The 26003-nt window shown below is 45.5% G+C and carries 32 protein-coding genes; 15 read left to right on the forward strand and 17 right to left on the reverse strand.

Translation table 11 applies throughout. From position 1 onward, the window contains the following. Positions 1-10: 10 nt before the first annotated feature. The 4 genes from ICN13_RS05320 to ICN13_RS05335 are packed head-to-tail and all read left to right on the forward strand — an operon-like array spanning position 11 to position 3056. Positions 11-988, forward strand: a complete 978-nt coding sequence (locus ICN13_RS05320) for a D-2-hydroxyacid dehydrogenase family protein (RefSeq protein ID WP_216139371.1) — start codon at positions 11-13, stop codon at positions 986-988. Positions 989-1000: 12 nt separating this feature from the next. Further along, positions 1001-1540, forward strand: a complete 540-nt coding sequence (locus ICN13_RS05325; protein ID WP_216139372.1) for a chromate transporter — start codon at positions 1001-1003, stop codon at positions 1538-1540. Then, positions 1537-2058 (forward strand): chromate transporter, encoded by a 522-nt coding sequence (locus ICN13_RS05330; RefSeq protein WP_216139373.1) that lies wholly within the window; start codon positions 1537-1539, stop codon positions 2056-2058. The genes ICN13_RS05325 and ICN13_RS05330 overlap by 4 nt, the downstream gene beginning before the upstream one ends. A gap of 20 nt (positions 2059-2078) precedes the next feature. Next, the gene (locus ICN13_RS05335; protein ID WP_216139374.1) at positions 2079-3056 is read left to right on the forward strand and encodes a tripartite tricarboxylate transporter substrate binding protein; all 978 of its coding nucleotides are present in this window, start codon (positions 2079-2081) and stop codon (positions 3054-3056) included. Positions 3057-3069: 13 nt separating this feature from the next. On the opposite strand, the gene crcB is transcribed toward ICN13_RS05335, so the two are convergent. The 4 genes from crcB to ICN13_RS05355 are packed head-to-tail and all read right to left on the reverse strand — an operon-like array spanning position 3070 to position 4595. Further along, entirely contained in the window at positions 3070-3447 is a 378-nt protein-coding gene (gene crcB, locus ICN13_RS05340; RefSeq protein WP_216139375.1) for a fluoride efflux transporter CrcB, read from the reverse strand. A gap of 9 nt (positions 3448-3456) precedes the next feature. After that, positions 3457-4236 carry a 4,5-DOPA dioxygenase extradiol gene (gene ygiD / locus ICN13_RS05345; RefSeq protein WP_216139376.1) on the reverse strand — a complete coding sequence of 260 codons (780 nt, stop codon included), beginning with the start codon at positions 4234-4236 and terminating at the stop codon, positions 3457-3459. A 9-nt stretch (positions 4237-4245) separates the two neighbouring features. Then, positions 4246-4383 carry a hypothetical protein gene (locus ICN13_RS05350; RefSeq protein WP_216139377.1) on the reverse strand — a complete coding sequence of 46 codons (138 nt, stop codon included), beginning with the start codon at positions 4381-4383 and terminating at the stop codon, positions 4246-4248. 44 nt (positions 4384-4427) lie between these two features. Then, positions 4428-4595, reverse strand: coding sequence for a hypothetical protein (locus ICN13_RS05355; protein ID WP_216139378.1), 168 nt, complete (start codon positions 4593-4595; stop codon positions 4428-4430). Between the two features lie 28 nt (positions 4596-4623). On the opposite strand from ICN13_RS05355, the gene ICN13_RS05360 reads away from it, so the two are divergent. After that, entirely contained in the window at positions 4624-5286 is a 663-nt protein-coding gene (locus ICN13_RS05360; protein ID WP_216139379.1) for a site-2 protease family protein, read from the forward strand. Positions 5287-5393: 107 nt separating this feature from the next. Next, the gene (locus tag ICN13_RS05365; RefSeq protein WP_216139380.1) at positions 5394-5846 is read left to right on the forward strand and encodes a cytochrome c; all 453 of its coding nucleotides are present in this window, start codon (positions 5394-5396) and stop codon (positions 5844-5846) included. A gap of 16 nt (positions 5847-5862) precedes the next feature. Here the strand turns inward: ICN13_RS05365 and ICN13_RS05370 are convergent, their stop codons facing one another. Beyond that, complete coding sequence (locus tag ICN13_RS05370; RefSeq protein ID WP_255534058.1) at positions 5863-6561, reverse strand: cytochrome b/b6 domain-containing protein; 699 nt, start codon at positions 6559-6561, stop codon at positions 5863-5865. An 11-nt stretch (positions 6562-6572) separates the two neighbouring features. Then, positions 6573-7514 (reverse strand): 3-hydroxyacyl-CoA dehydrogenase family protein, encoded by a 942-nt coding sequence (locus tag ICN13_RS05375; RefSeq protein WP_216139381.1) that lies wholly within the window; start codon positions 7512-7514, stop codon positions 6573-6575. A gap of 84 nt (positions 7515-7598) precedes the next feature. Between ICN13_RS05375 and ICN13_RS05380 the strand changes: the two genes are divergently transcribed. The 4 genes from ICN13_RS05380 (at position 7599) to ICN13_RS05395 (ending at position 12538) form a co-directional block, all read left to right on the forward strand. Continuing rightward, positions 7599-8528, forward strand: a complete 930-nt coding sequence (locus ICN13_RS05380) for a 2-hydroxyacid dehydrogenase (protein ID WP_216139382.1) — start codon at positions 7599-7601, stop codon at positions 8526-8528. Between the two features lie 12 nt (positions 8529-8540). Further along, on the forward strand, positions 8541-9467 hold the full coding sequence (locus ICN13_RS05385; RefSeq protein WP_216139383.1) for a dihydrodipicolinate synthase family protein: 927 nt from the start codon (positions 8541-8543) through the stop codon (positions 9465-9467). A 32-nt stretch (positions 9468-9499) separates the two neighbouring features. After that, positions 9500-10450, forward strand: coding sequence for a TAXI family TRAP transporter solute-binding subunit (locus tag ICN13_RS05390; RefSeq protein ID WP_216139384.1), 951 nt, complete (start codon positions 9500-9502; stop codon positions 10448-10450). Between the two features lie 75 nt (positions 10451-10525). Then, positions 10526-12538, forward strand: coding sequence for a TRAP transporter fused permease subunit (locus tag ICN13_RS05395; RefSeq protein ID WP_216139385.1), 2013 nt, complete (start codon positions 10526-10528; stop codon positions 12536-12538). A gap of 95 nt (positions 12539-12633) precedes the next feature. Here the strand turns inward: ICN13_RS05395 and ICN13_RS05400 are convergent, their stop codons facing one another. Further along, positions 12634-13767, reverse strand: coding sequence for a mandelate racemase/muconate lactonizing enzyme family protein (locus ICN13_RS05400; RefSeq protein WP_216139386.1), 1134 nt, complete (start codon positions 13765-13767; stop codon positions 12634-12636). Positions 13768-13873: 106 nt separating this feature from the next. Between ICN13_RS05400 and ICN13_RS05405 the strand changes: the two genes are divergently transcribed. Both ICN13_RS05405 and ICN13_RS05410 read left to right on the forward strand, forming a co-directional pair. Further along, entirely contained in the window at positions 13874-14800 is a 927-nt protein-coding gene (locus ICN13_RS05405; RefSeq protein WP_216139387.1) for a 3-hydroxyacyl-CoA dehydrogenase family protein, read from the forward strand. Between the two features lie 65 nt (positions 14801-14865). Further along, a complete protein-coding gene (locus ICN13_RS05410; RefSeq protein ID WP_370622958.1) occupies positions 14866-16284 on the forward strand; it encodes a M23 family metallopeptidase in 1419 nt (472 codons plus the stop codon). Positions 16285-16343: 59 nt separating this feature from the next. On the opposite strand, the gene ICN13_RS05415 is transcribed toward ICN13_RS05410, so the two are convergent. After that, positions 16344-16784 carry a universal stress protein gene (locus ICN13_RS05415; protein ID WP_216139388.1) on the reverse strand — a complete coding sequence of 147 codons (441 nt, stop codon included), beginning with the start codon at positions 16782-16784 and terminating at the stop codon, positions 16344-16346. 89 nt (positions 16785-16873) lie between these two features. Between ICN13_RS05415 and ICN13_RS05420 the strand changes: the two genes are divergently transcribed. Continuing rightward, positions 16874-17275 (forward strand): DUF2177 family protein, encoded by a 402-nt coding sequence (locus tag ICN13_RS05420; RefSeq protein WP_216139389.1) that lies wholly within the window; start codon positions 16874-16876, stop codon positions 17273-17275. Between the two features lie 22 nt (positions 17276-17297). Further along, on the forward strand, positions 17298-18926 hold the full coding sequence (locus ICN13_RS05425) for a SulP family inorganic anion transporter (protein WP_216139390.1): 1629 nt from the start codon (positions 17298-17300) through the stop codon (positions 18924-18926). A gap of 9 nt (positions 18927-18935) precedes the next feature. On the opposite strand, the gene ICN13_RS05430 is transcribed toward ICN13_RS05425, so the two are convergent. After that, entirely contained in the window at positions 18936-19655 is a 720-nt protein-coding gene (locus ICN13_RS05430; protein ID WP_216139391.1) for a sulfite exporter TauE/SafE family protein, read from the reverse strand. Positions 19656-19729: 74 nt separating this feature from the next. Here ICN13_RS05430 and fnr point away from each other — a divergent pair, with 74 nt between their 5' ends. Beyond that, complete coding sequence (gene fnr / locus ICN13_RS05435; RefSeq protein WP_216139392.1) at positions 19730-20497, forward strand: fumarate/nitrate reduction transcriptional regulator Fnr; 768 nt, start codon at positions 19730-19732, stop codon at positions 20495-20497. Here fnr and ICN13_RS05440 read toward each other — a convergent pair. The 8 genes from ICN13_RS05440 to ccoS all read right to left on the reverse strand — a co-directional run bounded on the left by ICN13_RS05440 (position 20494) and on the right by ccoS (position 26000). Next, positions 20494-20754, reverse strand: coding sequence for a hypothetical protein (locus tag ICN13_RS05440; RefSeq protein ID WP_216139393.1), 261 nt, complete (start codon positions 20752-20754; stop codon positions 20494-20496). The two genes, fnr and ICN13_RS05440, sit on opposite strands and share 4 nt — an antisense overlap. Next, complete coding sequence (locus ICN13_RS05445; protein WP_216139394.1) at positions 20751-20954, reverse strand: FixH family protein; 204 nt, start codon at positions 20952-20954, stop codon at positions 20751-20753. Before ICN13_RS05445 ends, ICN13_RS05440 begins: the two co-directional genes overlap by 4 nt. A gap of 26 nt (positions 20955-20980) precedes the next feature. Beyond that, positions 20981-22438: a cytochrome c oxidase accessory protein CcoG gene (gene ccoG / locus ICN13_RS05450; RefSeq protein WP_216139395.1), complete on the reverse strand. Its 1458-nt coding sequence runs from the start codon at positions 22436-22438 to the stop codon at positions 20981-20983. A gap of 3 nt (positions 22439-22441) precedes the next feature. Continuing rightward, positions 22442-23368, reverse strand: coding sequence for a cytochrome-c oxidase, cbb3-type subunit III (gene ccoP, locus ICN13_RS05455; protein ID WP_216139396.1), 927 nt, complete (start codon positions 23366-23368; stop codon positions 22442-22444). After that, positions 23365-23532 (reverse strand): CcoQ/FixQ family Cbb3-type cytochrome c oxidase assembly chaperone, encoded by a 168-nt coding sequence (locus ICN13_RS05460; RefSeq protein WP_216139397.1) that lies wholly within the window; start codon positions 23530-23532, stop codon positions 23365-23367. The genes ccoP and ICN13_RS05460 overlap by 4 nt, the downstream gene beginning before the upstream one ends. 20 nt (positions 23533-23552) lie before the next feature. Then, entirely contained in the window at positions 23553-24200 is a 648-nt protein-coding gene (ccoO, locus tag ICN13_RS05465) for a cytochrome-c oxidase, cbb3-type subunit II (RefSeq protein WP_216139398.1), read from the reverse strand. Positions 24201-24210: 10 nt separating this feature from the next. Next, positions 24211-25653, reverse strand: coding sequence for a cytochrome-c oxidase, cbb3-type subunit I (gene ccoN / locus ICN13_RS05470; RefSeq protein ID WP_216139399.1), 1443 nt, complete (start codon positions 25651-25653; stop codon positions 24211-24213). 167 nt (positions 25654-25820) lie between these two features. Then, a complete protein-coding gene (gene ccoS / locus ICN13_RS05475) occupies positions 25821-26000 on the reverse strand; it encodes a cbb3-type cytochrome oxidase assembly protein CcoS (RefSeq protein ID WP_216139400.1) in 180 nt (59 codons plus the stop codon). Between the last annotated feature and the right edge of the window lie 3 nt (positions 26001-26003).

Here is a 26003-nt window from a genome sequence, read left to right on the forward strand (position 1 = left end):
AAGCATTGCTATGGCTTCATTACCAAATATTGTCATCCTAGGAGATTACGAACGCGCCCTGCGTCGCTTTTCAAGCTGGGATCATCTGGAACAAAAAGCAAAGTTGACCATTCATCATGAACCTATGCGTGAAGAGGCTTTGTATGAAGTGATTAAAGATGCGGATGCAATTGCGATTGTGCGCGATCGCGCGCCAATCAATGAAGCCATGATTGCGCGCCTACCAAAGCTTAAATTTTTAATGTTTACTGGGGAGCGCAATGGCACGCTTGATGCAGCTGCCCTGGTATCTCGCAATATTCCGATGGCTTGTACACCAGGCGGCCCTTCTAAAGAAACCACTGCAGAACTTACTTGGGGTTTAATTTTGGGAGCCTCTAAACGTCTAATTGAACAAAACAAACTCATCGCCTCTGGCGGTTGGCGCGATTCACTCTCAGTACTACCGATGCTTTCTGGAGAGCGATTGGGCGTCATGGGGCTTGGTGCGATTGGTAGTCGTGTAGCTCGCGTAGGTGCAGCCTTTGGCATGGAAGTGGTTACCTGGAGTCCACGTATGACAGCAGAACGCGCTGCTGTCGAGAATGCTAAATCCGTCAGCATGGAAGAGTTACTTAAAACTTCCAAAGTTGTCACCATGCACTTGGTAGCAGGGCCCGGAACTAAAGGCTTGATCAGCGCCGATCAATTGGCCCTAATGCGTCCAGATTCTATCCTGGTAAATACATCACGCTCCGCACTCATCAATATGACAGATTTACAAAAAGCTCTTGCCGCAGGTAGACCTGGCCAGGCTGCAGTAGATGTATTTGATATTGAGCCGTTGCCTGAAAAAGATCCACTGCGCAACACACCCAACTTACTCGTGACGCCGCACCTCGGTTTTATCGCTGAGCCTATTTTTGCCGCCTTCTCTAAAGGGATTACTGAAACTTTAGAGGCATGGTTAGAACAAAAACCAGTGCCTCATCCATTTAAGCCTCAGTAAACTTCGCTCATTTTGAAAACACTCACGCCCAAACAGCTTTTCATCAGCTTTAGCAAGATCGGAATGTCTGGCTTTGGGGGCGTCCTTCCCTGGGCTAGACGAACTTTAGTAGAGCGCGACAAAGTTCTAACCTCTGAAGAATTCAGTGCAATTTTAGGAATATGCCAAATTGTTCCAGGACCAAACATCATGAATCTAGCGGTGTGTGTTGGATCTAGATTTGCTGGTGCAAGAGGTGCCTTAGCCGCCACTCTCGGCCTATCTTTAGGACCTATTGCAATCGTATTATGTTTAGCAGCCCTCTATGAGCACTTCAGTTACCTCGAATCCGTTAAAGGACTCCTGCGCGGTATTTCAGCGGTAGGAGTTGGCTTAATAGCCTCGACTGGCTTCAAGATGCTACGGGATGAATTCCGTTACCCAGCAATGCTGCTGGTTGTGATCCTCACCATCATTGCGGCCACAGTATTTCATCTTGGTTTGGGTTATGTTGTCCTGCTGGTTTCCCCCATTGCTATCTTCTTGGCGAGAAAAAGGGCTCAAGCCCTATGAGTATCTTGCTAAGCCTTTTCCTAAAACTATCCGCCTTTTCGCTAGTTGCCTTTGGTGGCGTCAATGCTTTATTGCCCGTCTTATTTAATCTGGCTGTTAAGCAGGAGCAATGGATTGATGTCCAGACATTTTCTGACTACTTTGCGATAGCCCAGGCTGCACCAGGCCCCAACTTTATGACTGTCACCCTCATTGGTTGGCATGTTGATGGCGTGATTGGGGCGCTTATTGCTACAGTTGCAATAGCCTGGCCATCATCAATTCTGATTTTTTTCTTACAACGCTTCATCATGGGAATGAAAAACCCATTAAGTAAAAAAACGATTCAATATGCTGCAGCAGCGCTTGCAATTGGCCTAGTCCTCTCTTCCGCATGGGAAATTTCTTTACAAATTCACCAGGGTCTGACAGCGTACCTATTGACGATCAGTACAATCGCCATTACCTTCTTTACACGTTGGCATCCGCTATATCTAATTGCACTTGGTGGAGCACTCGGAGTTTTAGACTTTATTTAAATTTGAATTGGGATATACGTATGCGATTCATTCAAAAACTTTTTGTTTACGCGCTCAGTCTTGGAGCACTTTTCGCCTCAGCTGCTTTTGCGCAGAATAACTATCCAAGTAAACCAATTAATTTCATTGTGCCTTACGGCGCTGGTGGAAGTGCAGACTCTCGTAGCCGACAGATCGCGCAAAAAATGAGCCTCATCCTCAAGCAGCCGATCGTGATTGATAACAAGCCTGGTGCAGGCGGCAATATCGGAACTGAGTTTATTGCCCGTGCAACCCCAGATGGTTACACGATTGGTATGGGTAACTTTGCGCCAATGGCAGTGAATAAAACACTATTTGGTAATTTACGTTATGACCCTGAGACTGATTTGAGCCCTGTCATGCTAATTGAAAAGGGTCCACTGGTATTGGTAGTCAACCCCAACTCCTCATACAAAACGATTGGCGACATAGTGGCTGCAGCCAAAGCGAAGCCTGGCACACTCACATTCTCCTCCGGCGGTATCGGTGGAAGCCACCAGCTTTCTGCTGAACTCTTTGAGCTCAATGCTGGCATCAGTATGATTCATGTTCCGTATAAAAGCGGCTCTGCTGCCTTAACGGATTTGATGGCTGGCAATGTCGACCTCATGTTTGATCAAATGTATTCTGCTGTACCGAGCATCAAAGCGGATAAGCTTCGTCCAATTGCGATTACCAGTAAAAAACGTTCTCCACTGTTGCCAAATGTGCCTAGTTTTTCAGAGCTTGGCTACCCCAAGGTCGAGGTGCTCAATTGGCAAGGACTCATTGCTCCTAAAGGAACACCTAAGGCGATTATTGATAAATTAAATGCTGCTGCAAATGAAGCCCTGAAAGATCCAGGAATACGGGAGATCATGCTCTCTCAAGGAAATGAAATTGGTGGTGGCAGTCCAGCAGAGTTTGCTGCACTGATTAAATCAGAATCTACAAAATGGGGGGCTGTAGTTAAGGCGGCCAACATCAAGCCGGAGTAAATGCAATAAATCTTTACTTGAGAGCTTGATAGGTCAGAATACCTAAGAAGGTTAAAACCAGAGATCCAACTAAATGAAGGAGCGCTGTACCTAGCGCCCAGGTTATTTCTCCGCGCTGCATCAGAGTAACGACTTCAGCAGAAAAACTTGAGAAGGTAGTTAAGCCACCAAGAAAGCCGGTGATCACAAACAGTCTCCACTCAGGAGAGAGATTTGGATTGTTGCCAAAGAAGGCAATCGCAATACCAATCAGATAGCCACCAACCATATTTGATAGCAAGGTACCTAAAGGAATGATGGATGCCGAACCTACAGTTAAGAAATTAAATCCTGCCCTTAGCAAGGCGCCAAAGCCTGCACCGAAGAAAATCGCAAAGATAGATAGCCACATAGTCGGTATTTATTGAATTGAAAAACCCAGCATGCTGATAGAACTCATCTCGATGCCGTCGATATAGACTTTGGCATGCTCGCCCTGTTCTTGTAAAGCTAAAGTGTATAGTGCGGGCCAGTAATGCTCTGCAGTGGGAATAGACATATGAGCAGCTTCACCATACTTTTCCCAATCGACTAGGGAATCATGATGATTAGCCTGAATCCCTGAGACAAAAAAATCATTAAAGTCTTTAGCCCACGGATAAGGTTGTGCATCCGCTTGCCAATGAATGGTCCGCAAGTTATGAACCACGTTACCACTAGCAATAATCAGAATATTTTCATCCCGCAAAGGCCGCAGTTGCTTTGCTAATTCATAGTGCTCACGAGCTGATTTGGAACCGTCTAGACTTAACTGCACTACCGGCACATCTGCATTTGGATACATGTATTTGAGAACCGACCAGGCACCGTGATCAATACCCCATTCATTCTCTTCCATGACAATCGGCACGTTCAGCAACTCTTGAATACGATCCGCTAGGGCAGGACTTCCTGGAGCGGGATACTCAATCTCAAATAACTCTTGCGGAAAGCCACCAAAGTCGTGAATGGTTTTGGGTTTAGGCATTGCGGTAACCCAAACCCCTCGAGTTACCCAATGCGCCGAGATCACTAAGATTGCGTCTGGGCGTTTTAATGTTTTACCGAGAGATGCCCATGCTGTTGTGTAGCGATTGGGCTCAATGGCATACATCGGACTGCCATGGCCAGCAAATACTGCAGGTTGGCGATGGCTAGTCATTAATACCGGTTAACCGAATACGTAACCAGTATGAGCAGCAACCAATGCAAACAAGATCGCCAAGCTAGTAGCCGCGGCCAACATCACAACCAAAGTAATGATCTTTTTGTTAACTTCTTCTTTCGATTCGTTATGCCATTCGTTCATGCTAAATCCTCTGTAAATACATTAATTAGTGGTGCAATTATCCACTATCGCCCGCGGCCGGCCTTACGCATCATGCCTTTTCCACCTCCAAAGCCTGCTTGAGGCCTTCCCGCTGGGCCGGATGGGCCTTTAGGTACCGGTGGACGTGCTGGCGGCTTTGCAATTACAGGCTTTGCCGGGGTTTTTGGGTCGGGTTTCTTATCGTCAGTCACTTTTAGCTCCTATAGATATCATATTGCCATGATTACTGACTATTCTATCCAAGCCGTCGCCATTAATGCGATTCCCCTCATTTTTGCCATCACCATCCATGAGGCAGCCCATGGCTACGCTGCCCGTAAATTTGGTGATAACACAGCCTATCTGATGGGCAGAGTCAGTCTTAATCCCGCAAAACACATCGATCCCGTAGGCACAATCTTGATTCCCCTCTTGCTAATACTCACCGGATCCCCGTTTTTGGTGGGATACGCCAAACCCGTGCCGGTGAACTTTGGGCGCCTGCGAAACCCCAGAATTGATTCAATCTGGGTTGCTCTGGCAGGACCAGGGTCGAACTTTATCCAAGCATTGATCTGGGCAAGCTTGCTGATTGTTCTCCTGGGATTTGGGATCGATGAAAAGTTTTTAATCTCGATGTCTCAAGCCGGCATTCTCTGGAATATTGGATTGTTAGTTTTCAATCTCTTTCCACTTCCCCCTCTTGATGGCGGTCGCATTCTTTCCAGCTTGCTTCCTGCTCGGCAATCGATTGCACTTGGAAAATTAGAGTCCTGGGGCTTTTTCATTGTGCTTGCCTTAGTCTTTACCGGAATCATCGGCAACTTATGGATGGAGCCCTTAATGGCTTTCTTCAAATCAGTGGTCTACTTTCTGACTCTCCCCCTACAAATGCTCTTTTAGGTCAAATACTCGCTAAGTCAAACAAAAGACATCATTCTGGAGTATGCTGATTTCTTAGTATTCAACGATCCAATAACCCTTACTCAACTATTCATGAGAGGTTTGATATGAAATTACAGAAGATTGTTTTAGCAAGCACTGCAACAGTTTTAGCTATCAGCACAGGCTTTGCATTTGCCCAATTCCAAAAACCTGAAGATGCTATTAAGTATCGTCAGAGCGCATTTACAGTAATGGCTAACTCCTTTTCAAAAATTGGCGCAATAGTGAAAGGTGAGGCTCCCTATAACAAAGATGAGGTTGCCAAAAACGCTGCTGTAGTTGCTATGATTTCTACTCTGCCATGGCAAGCATTTGGTCCTGGCACTGAAGGTGGTAAGGCACAATCTGACATATGGTCCGATAATGCTAAATTCAAAGCAGCGTCAGACAAGATGCAATTGGCTGCCATTGATCTCAATAAAGCCGCTCAATCAGGCGACCTTGACAGCATCAAGAAAGCCTTTGGTGCAGTAGGTACAACTTGCAAAGGTTGTCATGATGATTTCAGGAAAAAATAATTCTTGAAAGAGCTCCTTACTTAGTAATGAGGTAGCCCACCACTACTGCGATTAGACTCAAAAGCACGAGAGCGATACCGCGCTGTAGAGCTCCATCCTTGGATGCACGACCCAAGTCAGAAGGCAAATAATTTGCTTCCTCACTTGGGTCAATTTCTTTATCGCCACTGATCATTGGCTTAATCAGATCCTCGCCCTTCATTTTTTTGTAGTAGATGATGGCGGCAATATGAATAGCAATTAAGGTGTAGATCACCACTTGATTGCCTTCATGAATCTCGGACAAAAAAGAGACTACCCAGTTTGGTACGTATTTCGCTAACGGCCCCTGGAAGGCAATCTCATCATCAACAAACAAACCCGTGATGACTTGCACACTCAAAACAAACAACAGAGCAAATACAGAGAGCGCCCCCACTGGGTTATGGCCCAGTACTTTTGGCGCATTGCCTTGAAGATAATTCAGAATCTTGTCACGATTTGGAAAGAATGATGTAAAGCGGGCATGTGTAGAGCCTACAAAACCCCAAGTAATTCGGAATATGAGCAAGGTCAACACGCTGTAACCAAAGTAGGCGTGCCATTCAATTGCATTGCCACCAAGATTGACGCTGATGATGCTACCGATAATGCAAAGCACTAATAACCAGTGAAATACACGAACCGGCAAATCCCAGACACGAATAATTTTCTTCATGCCCTTAGGATAAGCCATAAAAATTCCGTTTATTTGATCTGGGGCAAGTCTTTTTGGATTATTTTCAATCCTGCTCGTAAAGCCTCTTGATAGCGCTCTCGTTCAGCCTTAATCGTTTCCGCAGTCCAAGGGAAAAAGCCCTCTCCAGTCTTCATGCCAAACTTTCCACTAGCGACACGATCACTCAAGCACTTGGCAATATTGGGAGAGTTATTTAAACTTGGATAAATCTTTGCTCCTCCAGCAGCATGAACCTCTAGACCTGCGTGATCCCGTTGCATGGCAGGGCCAGCGGCAATGTAACGAAACCCAAAGCCAAAACGCACCGCCTTATCAATATCCTCAAGACTACAAACACCTTCATCAACCATTGAAAAAGCTTCGCGTGATAAAGCATGTTGCAGGCGATTTGCCAAAAATCCTGGTAAATCTTTTTTAACAGTCACCGGAACCATGCCGCACGCCGTCATCAATCTGGATAAGCTATCACCGACCATTGAAGAAGTCTTTGCTCCATAAACTACTTCCACACAAGGAACTAAATGAGCAGGCATAAAAAAATGGAGGCCAATCATGCGGGCTGCTGTTTTTAAACCCTCTGCAATCTCACTAATTGGATAGCTAGTACTATTACTAGCCAATACCGCCTCAGGCTTTGCATATTTTTCTAGCTTTGCAAATAATTCTCGCTTGATATCCAAGCGTTCTGGTACGCACTCAATCACCAAATCAATCTCAGACCAATCCACTTCTTCAAGAGAGCCTGCTACGGTTAATAAGTGAATGCGATTTTCATAACCAAGCTCAGTCATGGTGTTGATAAAGTAGTCCGGCAAAAGAGCTCGGCGCTCTGTGGTTGGCTCTACCACTTGGACAGCGCAGCCACCCCGAGCACAGACCGCAGCAACATCCGCACCCATCGTGCCACCTCCGACGATCACTACCTTGGTTTCAGCTGGGGTAAACAACATCACATATTCTCCTAAAGGGGCAGACTTTTCATCCAAAATCCACATACAATGGGGTCATTATTTCAATAAAAAACATAGTGAGACATGATCCCCGTCAATTCGGTGCTGCAGGTCGGCCATTTCCCTGAGTTAATGCAGGCGGAAATAGATCGACGCTTTACTCCTACTTACCATCCAGACCCCCAAGCTCCTGCCCCTGCCGGAGACTTTGAGGCTATTTTGATTCGTTCGAATACCAAGCTGCCTGAGGCCTTGGTCAAACAAATTCCCAGCATTAGGATGGTTGCCACCTGCGGGGTTGGCTACGACAACCTACCATTGGCATACCTCAAGCAGCATGGCATCAAGGCCACAAACACCCCAGGGGTGTTGAATGACGCCGTCTGTGAGCTTGCCATTGGCATGATGCTTGGGCTGATGCGCCGTATCCCTGAATCTGAGGCCTATGTCAAAAGCGGCGCCTGGACAAAAGCTCCTTTTAAGTTAACAACCACTCTGGCTGGAAAGCGCGTAGGTATTGCCGGCATGGGACGAATAGGCCAAGATTTAGCCAAGCGCCTTGAGCCTTTTAAGGTTGAGATTGCCTATACCGGCCCTAGCCAAAAGCCGGTGCCATACACCTTCCACCGGAATGTCAAAGATTTGGCCCAGAATTGCGATGTTTTGTTTCTGGCATGCCCAGCCACCCCTGAGACCGACAAAATGGTGAATGCTCAGGTTCTAGAGGCTTTAGGGCCCACTGGTTTTCTAGTCAATATTGCTCGCGGTAGCGTGGTGGACGAGAGCGACCTTTTATATGCACTGCAACATAAAAAGATCGCTGGGGCCGCTCTAGATGTTTTTGAAAATGAACCAAATCCCAATAAGGTCTTTTTAAATCTAGATAATGTTTTACTTACACCCCATATTGGTAGCGCCACCACAGAAACACGGATAGCCATGACCAATTTAGCTGTAGATAATTTAGAGGCATTTTTTGCAAAACAACCACTTCTGTCAGAAGTACATAATTAAAACGGAGTCAGCATGACCATTTCTTTACATCCCTCAACCTTGCCAGCGGTGTTGTCACCAGTATTGACACCCTTTAAAGCGGATGGTTATCCAGATGAACAAAAATTACTCAAGCAATGCAAATGGTTAGAGTCTAGTGGCGTTGGTCAAGCAATTTTTGGCACAAACTCCGAAGCGAACTCGATGTCTGCCACGCAAAAAATGAATACGCTTACCGCGCTGATTGAAGGCGGCTTAAATCCAAAGCACATGATGCCGGGTACTGGCTCTACTTCCATCGAGAGTACATATCGGATGACTGCTCATGCCTTGAGTCATCAATGTGCTGGCGTATTGATGTTGCCACCTTTCTACTATAAAGATATTACCGATGATGGCCTATTCGCTTACTTTTCTGAAGTGATTCAGAAAATAGGCAACCCAGCATTACAAATTTATATTTACAACATTCCTCCTGTCACGAAAATCAACTTAAGCCTTTCATTGTTAGAGCGTTTGATCAAAGAGTATCCAAAAACTGTAGTGGGTATGAAAGATAGCTCTGGTGATTGGGAGTACACAGAGTCTGTCATCAAGTTATTAGCGCCACATGGCTTCCGAGTCTACGCAGGCAGTGAAGTGTTCTTGATGCGTGCGCTTCGTGCTGGCGGTGTTGGCTGCATCTCCGCTACCGCAAACGTTAATCCAAAAGCAATCGCTGAATTAGCAGCCCATTGGAAAGAATCCGATGCTGATGAACGTCAAGCAGGCCTAGATAAAGTACGCAGCATCTTTGCTAAATACCAAATGATTGCTGGTATGAAAACAGCAGTAGCCCATTACAGTAAAGATCCAGAGTGGTTAAGGGTACGTCCACCACTCATGCAATTAAGCGCTGATCAACAGGCTCAATTGTTGAGTGAACTCAAAGCAATTAATTTCAGCATGCCAGGCCTTTAATTCATAACAGTACAAAATTATTAGGAGACAAAATGAAACTACTTAAAGTTGTTGCACTATCACTTAGCTTCTTATGGGTGAGCGCTCAAGCGCAAAATATTTCCATTGCAACAGGTGGTACTGGTGGTGTTTACTACCCAATGGGTGGCGGTCTTGCTGCTGTTCTCTCAAGCAAGGTGCCTGGAATGTCAGCTACTGCTGAAGTGACCGGTGGATCTGTTGATAACCTCAAGTTGGTAGGCACTGGTAAGCCATATGTTGGCTTTTCAATGGCTGACGCCGCTAAAGATGCATCCGTTGGTGACGATAAATTTAAAGACAAGCCAGTAGATTTGCGCACCCTGCTCATCCTGTATCCAAACCTCATGCACGTTGCTACCGTTGAATCAACCGGTATTAAAACGATGAAGGATTTAAAAGGCAAGCGCATCAGCACAGGTGCACCCGGAAGCGCTACTGAAGTGATGGCATTCCGCTTGCTCGAGGCTGCAGGCCTTGATAAGGACAAAGATGTTAAGCGTGAACGCTTAAGCGTTGCCGAATCTGTGAATGCCGTAAAAGACCGCAAGATTGATGCATTCTTCTGGGTTGGTGGTTTACCAACTGCAGCAGTAACCGATTTAGCTAACAGCCCAGGCATGAAAATTGTCATGATTGATACATCTGCTGAAGTACCTGCAATGAATAAGAAATACGGTAACTTGTATTTCCCTTCTGTAATTACAAAGCAGACTTATAGCGGTATGGCTAAAGACAATAACGTTGCCGCTGTTGCAAACTTATTAGTAGTTAACGCCACCATGTCTGATGCTGAGGCATACAAGATTGTGAAAGCCATCTTTGACAATCAACTAGAACTTGTTCGCTCACATGCTGAATATAGAAATGTGAAGCTAGAGGCTCAGAAAGCGAATGCGACACCAGTCGCCTACCATCCTGGAGCTCTCAAGTACTTCAAGGAAAAAGGGATCAAAGTAAACTAAGCTACATCGGGGTGAGTTAATCTCACCCCTTCTGCTTTAATGCGGTACATAAATATAAATAAAACAGGTTGAGAGATGAATCAGAACGCCATTGACAGTGAAACCCAAGAAAAATTAGATGCCTTCATTAAGCAGGAAGAAGGTGACTCTAATGACTACAAGGGCTTACTAGCCAAATTCATTACCTTAGTTGCCGTTGGTATGTCTTTATTTCATCTCTATGCCGCTTATTCGATTGTTCCTACACAGCAACTACGTGTAGTCCACGTTGCCCTGGTTTTGTTTTTAGTCTTCTTAAGCTTTCCGATTGCTGCACGCTTTAAAAACAAGTTGATGATTTGGGATGTACTGTTTGCAATAGGGTCCGTTGCCATTGCGTATCACATTCTTTCCGGTGGCGATGATTTCATGGACAGAAATACTGCTCCAAACTCGACCGATGTGATGATTGGGATTGGCCTCATCCTACTCATTCTTGAAAGTGTTAGAAGAACTAATGGCATGGTCTTAGTGACCGTCACGGTGCTCTTCTTGCTTTATGCCCTCTTTGGTAACTACCTGCCAGCGCCATGGACACATAAAGGCTATGGACTAGACCGCTTAGTTGGTTACATGTATATGACGCTTGAAGGGGTCTACGGCACAGCAGTTGATGTCTCGGCAACCCTCATTATTTTGTTCACGATCTTTGGCGCTTTCTTGCAATTTACCGGTGCCGGTAAATTCTTTATCGACTTCTCTTTTGCCGCAATGGGTGGCAAGTCTTCGGGTGTCGGTAGAACCATTGTGCTGTCTTCATTCCTCATGGGCGGCCCCTCTGGCTCGGGCGTTGCTACCACTGTGACTGTAGGCTCAGTTGCCGCACCCATGCTTGATAAGGTTGGCTATGAAAAGAATGCTGCTGGAGGTCTCTTAGCTGCCGGAGGTCTTGGCGCCATTATTTCTCCGCCTGTTTTAGGTGCGGCGGCATTCTTGATTGCTGACTTTCTAAAGATTTCTTATTTAGATGTGTTGCTCATGGCAACTATCCCAACTATCTTGTTTTATCTTGGCTTATTTGTCATGGTTGAGATTGATGTGCGCAAATATGGCATGAAGAACATTCATTTTGAATCTGCCGAGAGCGCATGGTCACTCACTAAAAAGTACTGGTTCCATTTCTTCTCGCTGATTTCTATCGTAGTGTTCATGATGTTCGGCTTCTCACCTGTGATGTCCGTCTTTTGGGCTACGGTAGTGTCAGCCTTCTCTAGCATGTTGCGTGAAGATACTGCGATCATTCCTTGGGCCTGGTTCAAGGGCAAGGAACCGATTTTGTCAGGGCTCTACAACTCCAATCTCACTAAAGCCCTTGCTTCAGGATCCACTGGTGTTTTAGCGATTGCTGCAACTTGTGCTGGCGCTGGCTTAATTGTTGGCACAGTTACCCTCACTGGCCTTGGATTGAAATTTAGCTCTATCGTGATTCAGTATGCAGGTGGCTCACTCCTGCTTACTGCGATCTTTACCGCCTTAATTGTTTGGATTGTGGGTCTTGCTGTTCCAGTTACGGCTTCATACATTATCTGCGCAGTGATTGCAGCGCCAGCCCTCATTAATTTAGGGGTGCCAGCATTTGCAGCCCACATGTTTATCTTTTATTACGCCGTTCTTTCCGAAGTATCGCCTCCAACCGCTCTCTCTCCTTTTGCAGCTGCTGCGATTTGTAAAGGAAATCCGTATAAGACAACCTTACAAACTTGGAAATATGTAGCGCCTGCGATTTTGGTGCCATTTATGTTTGTGCTGGATAAGTCTGGAGTTAGCCTCCTCTTGATGGGATCTAGCAGCGCTCTAGAACAAGCAGATTGGATGCAGATTGCCTGGATCTCCTTTACTGCAGTGATTGGAATCATCTGCTTAGCTGGGGGCCTTCAAGGCTGGTTTATTGAGAAAACTAAAATCTTTGAGCGTGTCATCATGATCGTGTCAGGCGTTGCCTTAGCCTATCCATCCACTGAGGCTGACCTCATTGGTTTCATTGGTTTTGGCCTTGTATTGATTACCCAATCATTGACGTATTTCAAACTCAATCGTAAGGCTTCTTAAGGCAAGGACCCTTTACAAAATAGTCGCTAGTGCGATACCAATAATAAAGCCCGCAAATGCGGGCTTTATTATTTTGCTAACTGGTATTGCTTTGCTTAAGCAATCTTGGTCCAAGCCGCCTTACCGGCGTACTTTTTGACTGCAGTCTCGTCAAACTCAAAACCCAATCCTGGTGTTTTGTGCAAGATAAGATCGCCATTCTTGAAAGTCAATTGCTTATTAATTAATCTACGGAAATTTAGCACCTGATCATCTAAGAAGAATTCTACAAAGCGCGCATTTGGGGTTGCAGCAACCAATGGCGCATGCAGATCATGCATCCAATGAGGGCAAACAATAACCCCTTTTAGATCTGCGTATGCCGAAATCCTGCGCCATTCTGTAATACCGCCACAGACCGCAGCATCCGATTGCAAAATCATTGCGCCACCTGCATCAATCAATTCTCTAAAACGCCAGCGACCCGCTTCCATCTCGCCGGTAGCAACGTTAATTGTCGTCAAGCGAGCAAGGGCTGCATGCAAATCAATTGCATCTGGTGAAAACGGCTCCTCAATCCAATAAGGGTTGTAGGCTTCAAAGCGGCGCACATACTCTAGTGCGGTAGGTAAGTCGCGCCAAGCATTATTAGCATCCAGAGTCAGCAAAATATCATCACCAATCGCCTTGCGAGCTGCTGCCACGCGAGCTTCTTCTTCAGCAGGCGATAGACGACCCACCTTCATCTTGACGGCCTTGAATCCCTGCTTAACGTAAGACTCCATTTCCTTACCAAGCTTGGCTGGAGTTTTACCTTCAAGGTAATAGCCGCCACTTGCATATGCAGGGACTCGATCGTCTACTACAGAGCCCAGATACTGGTGCAAAGGCAGGCCCACAGAACGCGCATTAAGATCCCAAAGGGCAGTATCTAAAATTGAGATGCCACGCATGACTGCGCCAGTACGCCCCTGCAAAATGGATTCGTTATACATCTCCATCCACAGACCTTCACTGCGATGACTGTTTTGGCCAATCAGCTTTGGTGCCAAGAGCTGCTCGACAGCAATTTTGGCAATATCTCCACCAGCACTACCGACATAACAAAAACCAATACCCTCATTGCCATCCTTACCACGCACTTTGACCAGGCAATAGTGGCGCTCAGAAACAGTACGGGTGGAAAAAGAGGTAACTTTATCTAGCGGAACGGCTACTGAAGCAACCTGAATGGATTCAATAATCGGCATCTGGACTCCCTATTTGAAAAAATGATTGTATCGATAATTTAATTGCTTGGTATCGCCCTGAATAGGGAATAATTCAACTATTACGAAACTAACTGGTGAGTGGGCTATGGGTAAAGTGGTTGTCATTGGAACAGGGACTATGGGCGTAGGCATAGCAGCAGGATTTTTAGCTTATGGGACTGATACTGTCATTCTGGGGCGGACCCCAGAGAAAGCTGAAAAGTGCTTTGAGGCAATTCGGGCTTGCGCTAACTCAATTAATGCTCAATGGGAAAAGCTTGGAGCAAGCCTATTCGCCGGCAGTATTGCCGAATGGAGTGACTGGCAAGATACTGAATTAGTGATTGAGACCATTTCCGAACGTCTAGATCTTAAAAAGGCAATTTTTTCTGATCTTGATCAACGCGTACCATCACATGTACCAATTGGTAGCAATAGCTCTGGCTTTCCAATTAGTGAAATTGCGATAGATCTCAAGACTGCCCATCGTATGCTCAATACCCACTATTTTATGCCGGCACATATCGTGCCCTTAGTAGAAATTGTATTGGGGAAAGACTCTGATCCAGAGATCGCAAATCAAGTTTGTGAATTCTACCGAGCGCATGGTAAAAAACCAGTGCTAGTTAAAAAGGATATTCCGGGATTCCTGGCCAATCGTATTCAACACGCTTTGATGCGTGAAGCACTTTCTCTAGTGCAAGATGGAATTGCAACGCCAGAGGATATCGATACTGCTGTTCGTTATAGCTTTGGCTTTCGCTATGCCGCTGTCGGACCAATGACACAAAAAGAAATTTCTGGATGGGAAGGCATGACTCTGGCTGCAGAGCTGATATACCCATCCCTATCCAATATCACCGCGCCCCCATCTTGCGTCACCAACTTGGTCAAAAATGGCAAAACTGGCATTAAAAAGGGTGAGGGCTTTCGGCGCTGGAGTCCCGAAGAGGCGGCAATCTTGAAGCAGAATTACGAAGAGCGCCTCAAAGCTGCATTTGCAGTGCTCAAGATTGCTCCAGATCAGGACTAAGTCGAATTTGCTGCACCACAACATCATTATCGAAGTACTGGCTCACATTATTAGATAATTACGTGGTGAACAAAAAAGTAACTTGCAGCTCACTCCTGTCGAGAGGGGCACTCATTCTGATTGGATATACCTGCCTAAGCCTGCTGCCCGGGTTTATATCTTCAGCTAACGCGCAATCAAACCAAAGCAACAAAAAGGTTACCGTCCAAAATACAAAACCTGTTGGATTTAAAGATAGTGCTGCGAGAGGATCTTCAAAAACAAACAGTCTTAATCCTGCTTTATTTCAACGCAAAGATCCAAATGAAGCAGACCTGGATAGTGCCAGCAACCTTGACTATCGAGTCATCCAGGGTTGTCTACGACGTAATTTGAATGAAGATAATTTGCCCGCTAGTATCGGCATCAATAACCAAGCATTTTCAGAGTTTTTCAAAAATCAAACTAAGACCTTCTTTGATCGGATGCGCGGAGACTGCATTCCGTATGCCGCCGCATTTGGAAGTCGCAATCGCTTTGACTCCCTCAGCATTATGAATGGCCCCATTCAGGACAACAAAACCGAAGTATGGACATTCACTCCGTCGGCTTTTGGAGGATTCTTAGTTCAACAGGACTATCTGAGGAATGAATCAAAAAATCTCACTGAGATACGGATTCCATTGCGAGATGTTTTGTATGATCCGCGTAAAGTTGGGGACATTCTTCCGGTCGAGTTAGTTTGGGAATTAAATTCTCTCATTAAACAGATCTACCCCGAAGAAAATAGCTCACTAGAAAATACTAATAGCGTAGTGCGCTTAATTGTTGATTTTGGTGATCGCGAGCGATGGGCGCAAATCTGGGCCGCTGAGATTATTGACCCTACAAATAAAGAAGTATTTGCAAGCGCCTACTGGGTCGACCGCAATGACATCCCCGGAGGATTCTTTACCGGCAGTGGTGAATCATTAGAGAGATCTTTTTGGACTAATCCACTGAGCTATCGCCGAATTTCACGGGGCGTTGGCAGTGTACGCGCATCAAGCAAGCGCCCAAATAATAAAACTGCTACGGCCCAAGCAGCCCCTCCTAAACAACGCTACCGCACTCATATGGGCATTGATTATGCAGCCCCTACTGGTACGCCTATCTTTAGCGTAGCCAATGGGAAAGTTGTCCATCTTGGCTATAGCGGTGCTTTTGGAAATTTAATTATCTTAGAGCACCCTGGCAACTATCACACCTACTATGCTCACTTAAGCAACTACAACGTTGAGCTTCAAGTGGGCAATGAAGTGCGTCGTGGTTTAGAGATTGGTTATGTTGGATCTACTGGAAGATCTACTGGTCCACATCTTCATTTTGAGCTCAGAAAAAATGGTGTGTACATTGATCCATACGGATTAAAGACTCAGCTAGATTTATGGTCTATGCGTGATAACGAGAGCGGTCAACTCACGAGAGAAATTCTATTGCTGGGAAGCCCCATCAAACATAATTAATCAGAAATAAAAAGGGTCCACATGGACCCTTTCTCTTTAATGCCACCTCAGTGACTGAATTAACCCAGCACTAATACCGGTAACTTAGAATGCACAATCACCTCATGTGTTTCACTACCAAGCAAAATTCCCTTAATGCCCGTGCGCTTGTGGGAAGCCATCACAATGACATCCGCTTTCGCTTTTTTAGCGCCATTCAAAATGCCTTCAGATAAATTGCTATCGGAAATATGCAATGTTTTTGGCTTGATACCCGCTCCAAGTGCAGTAGCAGCTTTTTTAAACACATCTTTTGCGTAAGCCTCGCATACTTTCTGATGATCTTTTTGGGTAATGCCATAACCCATAGTGCTATCGGAGTACACCATTGGAGGCAAAGGGTCAGATACGTAAACCAAGGTTACTGCCGCACCGTCAGCCTTTGCAAGCTCAGCCACCTTCTTTAAAGACTTTTTGCTGACATCCGATCCATCAACTGGCACCAATAAATGCTTAAACATATTCGACCTCCTTTAAATTGAACTTCTGATCTACACTTTCCATCATAATGCTTATTATTAGGCTATAACAGCTTGAAAGGGTAACTTAATTGCTCAAGTATTTCGCTATCTACGGTTCATTTTTATTCACCATGCTTGCCATTGATCTCATATGGCTTCTAGGGATTGCTAAAAGCCTCTATCGAGATGAAATGGGCGACTTGATGGCCAGTGAACCCAAACTCATCGCAGGACTTGCCTTTTACCTACTCTATGCATTGGGTGCGACTATTTTTGTCACCCTTCCAGCTCTATCAAAACAATCATTGGTATATGCGCTGCAATATGGCGCTTTGTTTGGTCTGTTTTGCTACATGACTTACGACCTCACTAATCTTGCTGTCATTAGAGACTTTCCAACACGATTAGCATTTATTGATATTGCTTGGGGAAGTTTTGTTACTGCGCTATCTGCTGGGATTGCATATTGGATTGGCAACCGCCTGTCCTAAATAGTGCGCAGCGAACATCACCATGTTCATTCAACCTAAGATCCTGACAGCCTTTGCTGGGTATAACAAAACGCTATTTGCAAAAGATGTATTAGCAGGAATTACTGTCGGTATCGTGGCGCTGCCTTTGGCAATGGCATTTGCTATCGCCAGCGGACTCAAACCAGAAGCCGGTATTTTTACCGCCATTATTGCCGGTGGACTTATTTCTCTTCTAGGTGGCAGTCGAGTTCAAATCGGCGGCCCAGCAGGCGCATTCATTGTGATTGTGTACGGCATTGTTGAGCGCTATGGCGTCTCTAATTTATTGCTAGCGACAGTCATGTCCGGAGTGTTTCTGGTGTTGATGGGTGCTTTCCGCTTGGGAACGCTGGTACGCTTTATCCCTGTCGCCGTCATTATTGGTTTTACCAATGGGATTGCTTTTTTGATTGGCTTATCGCAAATCAAGGATTTCTTCGGCCTCAGTATTGAAAAAATGCCTGCGCAATTTTTCCCGGCCCTACAAACACTTTATCAAGCAGCGGATACCTTCAATCCCATTGCGCTTACCATTGCCCTCGGTAGCCTTGCCATCATTATTTTTTGGAAACTGCTTCGAAAATACTTGGGCCATTTACGCCACATTCCAGGCACCGTTATTGCAATGGTAGCGGCAACCATCATCACTACGCTATTTGATTTACCTATCGATACGATTGGCAGTCGCTTTGGTGGCATCCCTTCTGAACTCCCCAGCTTTGAATGGATCCCAATTAGCTGGGATAACGCTCAGTTCATGCTTGCCCCAGCACTTACCCTTGCCTTACTTGGCGCAATTGAGTCTCTACTATGCGCTCGTATTGCTGATAGCTTGATTCATGATCGCCATAACTCCAATCAAGAACTAATGGCGCAAGGCCTTGCTAATCTAGTGACCCCTTTCTTTGGCGGCATGCCCGCCACAGGAACTATTGCAAGGACTGTCACTAATATTGAAAGTGGTGCGAGTACCCCGATTGCTGGAATCGTACATGCACTCACCTTACTCATGATTGTTTTATTTGCAGCACCCCTGGCAAAAAATATTCCTTTAGCAGGCCTTGCTGCGATCTTGATGTATGTTGCCTGGAATATGGGTGAATGGAAAAAATTCATAGAACTAAACCAATTCCGTCTACCCTATCGCATCACGATCTTGAGTGTTTTTCTATTAACAGTAGTAATGGATCTGACTGTGGCCGTTCAAGTCGGCCTATTATTCGCATTCATCACCTTTATTTACAGAATCTCTAGCCTTTCTCGCTGCGAAATTGCGGAAGCTAAAAATTTTCCCACACTTGAGAACCAGCAAGGTCGTATTGATGCCTATCGCATCTATGGAGCAATCTTCTTTGGAGCGGTCAAACTCTTAGAGAAGATTGAGGAAAACTTACCGTCTCAAACTCTGCTACTAGATCTCAAGAACGTGATTTATGTTGATACCTCGGGCATGGATACGATTTCTGAATTAGCGCATCTTTGTAAAGTACGTAATATCCGCATCATTATTTGTGGTCTTGATCATCAGCCATATGAAATGGCGCAGCGTAGTGGCTTTATTGAGAAACTACCACAGGGATCTCTCTACCCCGACTTGATTTCTGGAATAGAAGCAGCATTACATTCTTAAGCGCTCTACTCAAGAAATACAGAAGCCATCTTTTAATAAAGCTTCTGGCAAAGTCCAGGCGCGGTACAAACCAAATCCTCCGGCAGCAAATAGCAATCCAGCTGCGCAATAGCGCACCCAAATATATTGACCAAACTGCGTGAGAGCTGCAGAAAATTTAGAGATCAATAATAAGTTGGGTAGCGTTCCCAAACCAAATGCAAGCATCAAGGCTGCACCCGTTGTCACATCACCAGAGAGAAATGCCAGTGGTAAAACACTGTAGACCAGACCGCAGGGAACTAAGCCCCAAAGCATGCCGCTAAACCACCGTGAAGGTCCGCTTGCCATTTGCCCTAAATACTTTGCCCAATAAGCTGCAATTTTGGTGCTTAACCACTTAGCGCCCAAAAGCCCTTCTGACTTACCTAAACGGAAGAGACGTAAGCCCATCCAGATCAAGATGAGAGAAGTAAAAGCGAATAAAGGGCGCTGAATCGGAATGATGTTTTGTTGCCAAACCACAACCCCTACCCACGCAGCAATCGCCCCCAAAATGACGTAGGTTGTTACGCGTCCTAGATGCATGACTAGCTGTAGATAAAAAAGCTCAGATTTTGACCTTAATGGGCTCTCTAAGGCAATCGGTCGCTCAATGGCAGCCGCGATACCTCCGCACATCAAAGCGCAATGCCAGCCACTAACTAAGGCCCCTAGGAAGACTGCCAAAAGAAGGCTGGTAGTTAGCATCGATTCCAGTAAGAGTAGGTGAAAGTGCTGATTTTCATATTAATAGAATAAACTGCTTGATAATTAGCTCCAAGATGAATTACAAACCCACTGACTCCCCAACCAGCAAATGCTCAGTCTGCGTACTGGGTCAGTTTTGTCTTCCCGTTGGACTCAGTAGCAGCGATGTTTCTAAAGTAGATAGCTTGATCAAAGAGCGTGTCCACCTCCAAAAAGGGGAAAGTCTCTACCGGCATGGCGAAACCTTAAGCTCAGTCTACAGCGTACGCTTTGGCACACTCAAAACAGAATACTCCCTTCAAGATGGTCGTCAGCAAGTGATCGGCTTTCATCTTCCTGGCGAAATCCTGGGCTTAGATGGTATCGGCGAGGGTCACTATCAATCAGATGCGATTGCATTAGAGGAAAGTGAAGTCTGCATTATTCGCTATGATGCTTTTGAAGATTTAGCCCGTCAGATTCCAATACTACAAAATCAGTTTCATAAGATCATGAGTCGCGAGCTGACCCAAGATCAACGCCATTTACTTTCTCTTGGCACCATGAGAGCCGAAGAAAGATTGGCAGCATTTTTACTTAGCCTCTCACAACGTTTAGCGGCACGCGGTTACCTCAATAATGAATTTGATTTACGTATGAGTCGTGTTGAGATTGGCAGCTATCTTGGCATTCAAATTGAAACTGTGAGTCGGATGCTCTCGCGTTTTGCCGAATCTGGCTTGATTCAAATTAAGCAACGTCACATTAAACTCATTGATATGGATGGCTTGTACGAATTAGCCGGCGTTCCGAATCCTGATAGGCAAAGCTGCCACACCGAGGCTCCTCTTAAGCAGGTTTAAAGCAAGCCGCGATCAATTCCTTTAGTATCAGGTGCCTCAATACCAGGCAGAATGTAAGCGGTTAAACCGCTAGAAACTGCACAGAATAGCCAGATCGCAAAAAATCCAATGGTGTAAATACCTTCATCCGAGATTTCTGGATGATGCCCAAAGAATAAAAGGTCTTGTGGATGAATCACTGTAAATAACAGACCCTCTGCCATCCCAGCCACTAAAAAGGATGGCCACAAGATCCAGATCAGCAAGCGGTACTTCATTTGTTTACCTGCGCGTCTTTAAGTTGCTCCACCTTTAAGCCTTGCTTCACTACACCATCGCGCAATGGTTTATCGCTATACATATTGACTGCAAGCCAAATAGTAATAATGCAACCAACCATTGCTACTGCTGGTCCACTAATGAGTAACCAAGGCCACAACTGCTTCCACCAAGGTTTTGTAGTTTGCTGTTCTGTCATATGCATCCTCTCCATTGCCTCTATGCTTAACGGGGAATAATAAAAGTAGACTTCTCTTCGCGAGTTCTGGTGATTGCCTTATCACCTGAAAGTTCTTTTGCTACTACATCAAAATGAATGGGGTAATTACCAGCATTATTCCGACCAATTGTGCTGCTAACCTTCACTGGGAGCAACTGATTGCTAGCTGGGCCCACATTAATCTCGGTGATTTCTTTGCCTTGAGAGTTCAAAATTCGTAAATCATCTAAGCCTGTCGCCTTGATCTGAACTTTCATGGGATGCTCGGAGGCATTCATGATCTGAATACGGTAAATATTCTCAATCCTTACACCTTCAACTTCTCGAGCTAAGGCGCCACGATCCCGCATCACATCAACCCTCAAGGGATTACGTGTCACTAGAGAAATTAAGAATGCAGAAGCAAGAACGGTTATGAAGGCGGTATAGATCAAAACCCTTGGGCGCAAGATATGCTTGATTGCACTCTGATTGGATTCTTGATCTTCAATCGCACGTTCAGTCGTATAGCGGATCAACCCCTTTGGATAATCCACTTTATCCATCACTTGATCACAAGCGTCAATACAAGCACCACAACCGATGCACATGTATTGCATACCATCACGAATATCAATTCCAGTTGGACAAACTTGCACACAAATACTGCAGTCCACACAATCACCTAAGCCCATAGAGCCGTGATCGGCCGATTTATTCCGACTACCTCTCGGCTCGCCACGCACCTTGTCGTAGGTAACTAAGAAAGTGTCTTTATCTACCATCACGCTTTGGAAACGTGCATATGGACACATGTATTTGCAGACTTGCTCACGCATAAAGCCTGCATTGCCCCAGGTAGCAAAGCTATAAAAACAGAGCCAGAAGGTTTGCCATGGGCCAAGTGATAAATGCACTAAAGCAGACCCTAAGGTTTCAATGGGTGTGAAGTAACCAATAAAGGTAAAGCCAGTCCAGAATGCGATGATCAACCAAAGAAAATGTTTAGTGAGCTTCAGACGCCATTTTCTCAACCCCCAAGGCCACTCTTCGCCATCTAAACGAATGCGCGCAAAACGATCGCCCTCAACCTTACGCTCGATCCACATAAAGATCTCGGTATAAACCGTTTGCGGACAAGCGTAGCCGCAGAATAGACGGCCAGCCACTGCAGTAAAGAGAAATAAAGCTAGTGCAGATAGAATTAATAAGAGCGTGAGGTAGATCACGTCTTGCGGCCAAAGCACCAGGCCAAATATATAAAACTTGCGCTGAATTAAATCAAAGAGAACCGCTTGGCGATCATTCCAACTAAGCCATGGCAAACCATAAAACAGTAATTGCGTAGCAATCACTAGAATGAGGCGCCAACGTGCAAATAGTCCGCTTACCGAGCGTGGGTAAATCTTTCGCCGGACCTCATAAAGAGATTCCTCAATCACTTCAATCGGAATAGGCTTTCCACCCGGCGTATTACTTGGCACCACTTACTTTGAGTCTGCTGGTTGCTTATTGTTGGATAAGCCCCAAACGTAGGCCGTCAGCAAGTGAATCTTCTCAGGACTCAACACTTTATCCTGAGCAGGCATCATCGCCATACGACCCTTAGTAACCGTTTCAATAATGGTTGCTTCTGAACCGCCATATAACCAAGTCTTATCGGTTAAGTTTGGCGCACCTAAAACAATATTGCCCTTACCATCAGCACCATGACAAGCTGCGCAGTTTGATTTAAATAGCTCTGCCCCGCTAGCTGCTTTGAGATCATTGGCTGGCAATCCAGAAAGACTGCGAACGTAATTAGCTACATCCTCAATCTGCTTACTGTCTAGCTGTGGGAATGGAGGCATTACACCGCCACGACCATTCACAATCGTAGCCTTAATGTTTTCTGGTGAGCCACCATACAGCCAATCACGATCTGTCAAATTGGGGAAGCCCTTTGAGCCACCAGCATCAGAGCCATGACACTGTGCGCAAGAGTTCAAGAACAAGCGCTGACCCATCTCGCGCGCTTTGGGATCGGCGGCAACTTGCTCAACGTCCATCTTCATATACTTTGCGTAGACAGGCTTCAGCTCATCGTTTGCTGTTGTCATTGACTGCATCAAAGCACCATCTGTGCTGTAACCCAAAACACCAGGGTAAGAGCCTAAGCCTGGATACAGCACAAGATAAACCAATGCAAAGATGCAGGATAGTAGGAACATCCACATCCACCAGCGTGGTAATGGATTATTTAACTCACGAAGGTCATCATCCCAAACATGCCCGGTGTCAGCTACTGCACCGTCAGCTGTGTGAATAACCTTGGCCTTACGTTGAGAAAATAATAGCCAAACGCACCAAATAATACCGACCAGCGTTACTAAGGCGATATAGGCACTCCAACCGGCACCAAGAAAGTCACTCATGATTTATCCTTACTGAATTCATCGGGAAGATCGAACGGAAGTTCGGCAGATTCTTGATTAGCAGGCTGTCTTTTTGCAGACCAAGCCCACCAAATGATTCCTATAAAAAATACCAAGCCAAGCACGGTAGAGATTGCTGAGAGATAGGGGGCGATATTTTGCATAATTTCTTCCTTACTAAGAATTACTTAGCAACTACCTCGTCAACAATGATGTATCTACGATTAACACCAAGGCCCTGCAGGTAGGCAATCAAAGCATCTTCTTCGGTTTTACCCTCTAACTCTTTCGGAGCATTTGCGATCTGCTCATCAGTGTATGGAACGCCTAAGCGACGCATTGCAGTCATATGATCGGCAATAGTGTCGGCAGCAGCTGGCTTTTGCAAATATGGATAAGCCGGCATATTGGACTCAGGCACCACGTCGCGTGGATTACGCAAGTGGATACGATGCCAGTCATCAGAATAACGACCCCCCACACGAGCTAAATCTGGTCCAGTACGCTTACTACCCCACAAAAATGGATGGTCAAATACTGACTCACCAGCCAAAGAGTAAGGGCCATAACGCTCTACCTCTGAACGTAGCGTACGAATCTGCTGTGAATGGCAACCTAAGCAACCTTCGCGCTGATAGATATCGCGACCCGCTAAACGCAATGCTGAGTAAGGCTCGATTCCAGGGCTTGGCTCAGTAGTGGAGTGTTGGAAAAATAATGGAACGATCTGCACCAAACCAGCAACCGAGATTGCCGCAATGGTGGCGATAATCAACCAGCCAACATTGCGCTCAAGCGTATCGTGGGAAAAAAATCGACGTTGTTCTGACATGTTCTTATCCTTAATGAGCAGCTATAGACGCTTGAGGAATTACAGCATCAATAAATTTCTTACCAGCCACTGTCTTATAGACGTTGTAGGCCATGAGCAACATGCCGCTTAAGTAGCACAAGCCGCCCAACAAACGAATGACATAGAAGGGATAGGTGGCTTTAACTGATTCAACAAAGCTATAAGTCAAAGTTCCGTCCGGTTCAAAGGCTCTCCACATTAAACCTTGCATCACGCCAGCAATCCACATAGCAGCGATGTAAATCACCACACCAATGGTTGCAATCCAGAAATGCACTTCGATTAACTTAGTACTATACATATTCCGTTGGCCCACTAAACGCGGAATCAAGTAGTACAAAGAGCCAATGGTGATCATGGCGACCCAACCAAGAGCGCCAGAGTGTACGTGACCAATAGTCCAGTCTGTGTAGTGGGATAGGCTGTTGACAGTCTTAATCGACATCATCGAACCCTCAAAGGTAGACATGCCGTAGAAGGACAAGGCCACTACTAAGAACTTCAAGATGGGATCGCGACGTAATTTATACCAAGCGCCTGACAGGGTCATGATGCCGTTGATCATGCCGCCCCATGATGGAGCCAATAAAATCAGTGAGAACACCATACCTAACGACTGAGTCCAGTCTGGCAACGAAGTGTGCTGTAGATGATGAGGGCCTGCCCACATATAGGTAAAGTTCAAAGCCCAGAAGTGAACGATAGATAGGCGATAGGAGTAGATTGGACGCTCTGCTTGCTTCGGAATGAAGTAGTACATCATGCCTAAGAAGCTAGTGGTCAAGAAGAAGCCCACTGCATTATGTCCATACCACCACTGAATCATGGCATCTTGCGCACCCGCATATGCTGAATAAGACTTGAATAGGCTTGCTGGCATCTCGATATTGTTCACAATATGCAAAACAGCAATTGTCAAAATGTATGCGCCGAAGAACCAGTTTGAAACGTAAATATGTTTAGTCTTACGCTTAAGGATCGTACCAAAGAACACGATTGCATAGGCAACCCAAACTACCGTAATTAATAAGTCAATTGGCCACTCAAGTTCTGCGTACTCTTTAGAGCTCGTAATACCCAATGGCAAAGTGATGGCTGCAGCAACGATGACCGCTTGCCAACCCCAAAAGGTAAATGCCGCCAACTTGTCACTGAACAGCCTCACCTGACAAGTACGCTGTACGATGTAGTAGGAAGTTGCAAATAAGGCGGAACCACCAAAGGCGAAAATCACTGCATTGGTATGCAAAGGACGCAAACGACCATAGCTAAGCCATGGAATATTAAAAGTGATTTCAGGCCAGATCAGCTGAGCTGCGAGGATGACCCCCACGAGCATGCCAACAATTCCCCAGAGCACAGTAACAATGGCAAATTGGCTGACAACCTTGTAATTGAAGGTATCTTGATTGCTCCCCACGGTAAGTCCCATGGTTTCTCCTTTTTTGTGACCAAACAGCGACATAATCCAAATAGACTGGATTGATTATCAAAGTAAGGCTTTAAGGGGGTTTTGATCTATATCAAAAAGGATGGGTCAAAATACTGACCAACCGAAGAACAGATTGGAGAATGCAGGGAGATTGAATTTCTATATCGCTATTTTGGAGAGTTTTCACTAACTTTATGATGCCCTGGAGCGTCATCATCCATCAAAATAGACTGTCCCGGACCATCTAAATCATCAAACTGACCACTCTTGATAGACCAGTGCAGAATCCACGCCAAGAGACCTACCAAAACCAAGGACAAGGGGATTAAAAGAAATAAGCTTTCCATCTC

The sequence above is a fragment of the Polynucleobacter sp. MWH-Berg-3C6 genome (assembly GCF_018881855.1).
GTDB lineage: Bacteria > Pseudomonadota > Gammaproteobacteria > Burkholderiales > Burkholderiaceae > Polynucleobacter.

Coding starts and splice junctions, on each gene's coding strand:
- ICN13_RS05365 (WP_216139380.1), top strand. CDS start 5,394: ATGAAATTACAGAAGATTGTTTTAGCAAGCACTGCAACAGTTTTAGCT.
- crcB (WP_216139375.1), bottom strand. CDS start 3,447: ATGTGGCTATCTATCTTTGCGATTTTCTTCGGTGCAGGCTTTGGCGCC.
- ICN13_RS05375 (WP_216139381.1), bottom strand. CDS start 7,514: ATGTTGTTTACCCCAGCTGAAACCAAGGTAGTGATCGTCGGAGGTGGC.
- ICN13_RS05395 (WP_216139385.1), top strand. CDS start 10,526: ATGAATCAGAACGCCATTGACAGTGAAACCCAAGAAAAATTAGATGCC.
- ygiD (WP_216139376.1), bottom strand. CDS start 4,236: ATGACTAGCCATCGCCAACCTGCAGTATTTGCTGGCCATGGCAGTCCG.
- ICN13_RS05440 (WP_216139393.1), bottom strand. CDS start 20,754: ATGAAGTACCGCTTGCTGATCTGGATCTTGTGGCCATCCTTTTTAGTG.
- ICN13_RS05385 (WP_216139383.1), top strand. CDS start 8,541: ATGACCATTTCTTTACATCCCTCAACCTTGCCAGCGGTGTTGTCACCA.
- ICN13_RS05320 (WP_216139371.1), top strand. CDS start 11: ATGGCTTCATTACCAAATATTGTCATCCTAGGAGATTACGAACGCGCC.
- ICN13_RS05360 (WP_216139379.1), top strand. CDS start 4,624: ATGATTACTGACTATTCTATCCAAGCCGTCGCCATTAATGCGATTCCC.
- ICN13_RS05380 (WP_216139382.1), top strand. CDS start 7,599: ATGATCCCCGTCAATTCGGTGCTGCAGGTCGGCCATTTCCCTGAGTTA.
- ICN13_RS05415 (WP_216139388.1), bottom strand. CDS start 16,784: ATGTTTAAGCATTTATTGGTGCCAGTTGATGGATCGGATGTCAGCAAA.
- ICN13_RS05460 (WP_216139397.1), bottom strand. CDS start 23,532: ATGCAAAATATCGCCCCCTATCTCTCAGCAATCTCTACCGTGCTTGGC.
- ccoN (WP_216139399.1), bottom strand. CDS start 25,653: ATGGGACTTACCGTGGGGAGCAATCAAGATACCTTCAATTACAAGGTT.
- ICN13_RS05370 (WP_255534058.1), bottom strand. CDS start 6,561: ATGGCTTATCCTAAGGGCATGAAGAAAATTATTCGTGTCTGGGATTTG.
- ICN13_RS05350 (WP_216139377.1), bottom strand. CDS start 4,383: ATGAACGAATGGCATAACGAATCGAAAGAAGAAGTTAACAAAAAGATC.
- fnr (WP_216139392.1), top strand. CDS start 19,730: ATGAATTACAAACCCACTGACTCCCCAACCAGCAAATGCTCAGTCTGC.
- ICN13_RS05335 (WP_216139374.1), top strand. CDS start 2,079: ATGCGATTCATTCAAAAACTTTTTGTTTACGCGCTCAGTCTTGGAGCA.
- ccoS (WP_216139400.1), bottom strand. CDS start 26,000: ATGGAAAGCTTATTTCTTTTAATCCCCTTGTCCTTGGTTTTGGTAGGT.
- ICN13_RS05405 (WP_216139387.1), top strand. CDS start 13,874: ATGGGTAAAGTGGTTGTCATTGGAACAGGGACTATGGGCGTAGGCATA.
- ICN13_RS05425 (WP_216139390.1), top strand. CDS start 17,298: ATGTTCATTCAACCTAAGATCCTGACAGCCTTTGCTGGGTATAACAAA.
- ICN13_RS05390 (WP_216139384.1), top strand. CDS start 9,500: ATGAAACTACTTAAAGTTGTTGCACTATCACTTAGCTTCTTATGGGTG.
- ICN13_RS05430 (WP_216139391.1), bottom strand. CDS start 19,655: ATGCTAACTACCAGCCTTCTTTTGGCAGTCTTCCTAGGGGCCTTAGTT.
- ICN13_RS05445 (WP_216139394.1), bottom strand. CDS start 20,954: ATGACAGAACAGCAAACTACAAAACCTTGGTGGAAGCAGTTGTGGCCT.
- ccoO (WP_216139398.1), bottom strand. CDS start 24,200: ATGTCAGAACAACGTCGATTTTTTTCCCACGATACGCTTGAGCGCAAT.
- ccoP (WP_216139396.1), bottom strand. CDS start 23,368: ATGAGTGACTTTCTTGGTGCCGGTTGGAGTGCCTATATCGCCTTAGTA.
- ICN13_RS05330 (WP_216139373.1), top strand. CDS start 1,537: ATGAGTATCTTGCTAAGCCTTTTCCTAAAACTATCCGCCTTTTCGCTA.
- ICN13_RS05400 (WP_216139386.1), bottom strand. CDS start 13,767: ATGCCGATTATTGAATCCATTCAGGTTGCTTCAGTAGCCGTTCCGCTA.